Below are 2,235 nucleotides of genomic sequence, written 5' to 3'. Positions count from 1 at the left end.
ACTGTTCCCGAGGCTCCTGAAGAACCGCCGGACGAAGGCGTAACCCGCGCGGCTGAAGAGTTGGTGACTGAACAGCAACTACAGCGGCTCGAAGGACTCAAAAATCTGGTCGAATCAACCGTCGACGTATCGTGTGAGTTCGTGATCGCCGCGGAGGGAAATTCAGCTGGAGAAACCGTCCTCACGACGGCTGAAGAGGAGAACTGTGATCTGATCGTCTGTCCGTACGACACCGAAGACGGAGGCCCCAGTCCGTTCGTCAGAACGATCCTGAAGGGTAACACGGACTCGATCGTGTTGCGTTCATCGAACGGACGAACGGAGTGGCGGCGCATTCTTGTAATGGCCCGCTCGTCAGGAGAACCTGCCAACGCGATGCTTGACTTCGCGGTTCGACTCCTCCCCCCCGACGGGACGATAAGTGCGTGTACTTGTATTTCACACCAACAGGAGCGTCGGACAGCGGAGATTATGCTTGAGAATCTCGTCGAACAATTTTCGACGGGTATCGAGACTCGCATCAGCGTCGCGTCTGCCGAAGCGTTCCTCGATCGGAACGCATCCTCGTACGACCTAGCAGTTGTCGGGGCGAGCACCGATCGAAGCGTTCTCTCACGAGTCGTGTCCATGCCGACATTCGAGCGCATTCAAGAGGTTGACTGTGACGTCGCAATCGTCCATCGAGCATAGAAAGTCGTCTAACCCCGGTTTCACGAACCCTTCTCTTGGTGGGTTCAAATTGCGATTCGGAACCGTACGCATCAGAAAATTAATCCGACGGCAAAGAATTTCACAACAAGTGACCGAATACGACACAGTTCTTTTTGACAGTGACGGAGTATTAGTTGAGCCACCAACGTATGAAACCAAAGTCGAAGCGACACGAGCGGCTTTCACAGAAGTAGGGGTTAAACGGCCTAAAAACCATCATATCGACGAAATAGTGAATGGCACTACGGTCGAACGGCTTCACGAAATATGTGCCGCCTACGAACTTGACGTGAACACATTTTGGGAAGCCCGTGAGCGTCTCGACGAGGAGTCTCAATTTAAAAAGTTTGAATCAGATTCTCGAACCCGTTACGACGACGTTACGGCTATTTCGGACGTTTCTCAGACCTGTGGCATCGTGAGTAACAACCATCACAGTACGATTGAATTCGTGATGGATTTTTTCGACCTACAATCCACATTCGACACCTATTATGGGCGTGAGAAGACGGTGGAGAGCCTCGACTACAAGAAACCAAACACGCATTATCTCGACTTGGCGCTGTCGGAACTCGGCGGAGAATCCGCGCTCTACGTCGGTGATAGCGAGCACGACGTGATAGCCGCTCATCAAGCGGGTATGGACTCGGTGTTCGTTCGCAGACCCCATTGTACGGACGTGACCCTTTCGACCACCCCCACGTATGAGATAAATAATCTACACGAAATACCCGAGATAGTGGGTTGATCTCGCTGTGAACTACCCCTGTACTCATCGAAGCGACTCACCGCCTCGAGGCGAAACGACGTCAGTCGATTACGGGATGAAACAGCGGTCCGCAGCCGTGGGTAGCGGTCAGGGGAACTCCTCCGGGCTGGAACTGCTGGATCGATAGCGCTCCGACAGGGGTTCAATCGGTGTTCTGGGGGTCATCGAGCGCCCGTACAGACCGATCAAAACAACGGCGATCAGCCACCATGTTCCAGAACCGACGACGAACGCCACCGGCAGTATTTCCTCTGCCATTCCACCGGAACCTTCCAGAACGCTTCCGACGTTGATCGCGGCATGTAAGAACACAGCAGGGATCACTCCGCCGTCGGTAAGGTTGACAAGCGCACCGAGGACAGTTGACGCACCCAAAACGAAGGTCGTGTATTCCACAAGGAACAGCGGATCAAGAGTGAAGTTCGGGTGTCCGAAAAACAGGGGGAGATGCCACACCCACCACAGCACTCCGACGGCGAGACTCGCCGTTAGAACCGATAGCCGCTCTTGGAACCGTGGTTGGAGAAATCCACGCCACCCGAACTCCTCAACACCCCCGAAAAAGACGACGTTGAGTACGAAGAATCCGAACAGTAGAGATAGCGGGGCAGGCGGTGCGTAGCGTACTGATCCGCCGCTGAGCGCGGCGAGTACCGGCTGGAGTTCCCCGACGACGACCGGGAGGGATACCGCGCCGAGGTACACCCACACCGGAAACCGCCACTGAAGTGCCCGCCCGAGCCAATCTCGGGTCG

General features: G+C 55.1%; 2 protein-coding genes and 1 pseudogene. 2 read left to right on the top strand and 1 reads right to left on the bottom strand.

Annotation, left to right across the window (positions count from 1 at the left end; all coding sequences use genetic code 11):
• Both EXE44_RS21470 and EXE44_RS15885 read left to right on the top strand, forming a co-directional pair.
• Positions 1–690: pseudogene (locus EXE44_RS21470) on the top strand (HPP family protein); the annotation flags it as partial.
• A 109-nt stretch (positions 691–799) separates the two neighbouring features.
• Positions 800–1,459, top strand: a complete 660-nt coding sequence (locus EXE44_RS15885) for an HAD family hydrolase (RefSeq protein ID WP_092923639.1) — start codon at positions 800–802, stop codon at positions 1,457–1,459.
• A gap of 108 nt (positions 1,460–1,567) precedes the next feature.
• On the opposite strand, the gene EXE44_RS15880 is transcribed toward EXE44_RS15885, so the two are convergent.
• On the bottom strand, positions 1,568–2,235 hold a 668-nt coding region (locus EXE44_RS15880; RefSeq protein ID WP_137717914.1), incomplete at its 5' end, for a CPBP family intramembrane glutamic endopeptidase.

This window comes from Halorubrum sp. SS7 (assembly GCF_005435055.1).
In the GTDB taxonomy this organism is placed as follows: Archaea; Halobacteriota; Halobacteria; order Halobacteriales; family Haloferacaceae; genus Halorubrum; species Halorubrum salinarum.
The sequence above is the reverse complement of the archived record's forward strand: the minus strand, read 5'-3'. Positions and strand labels throughout refer to the sequence as shown.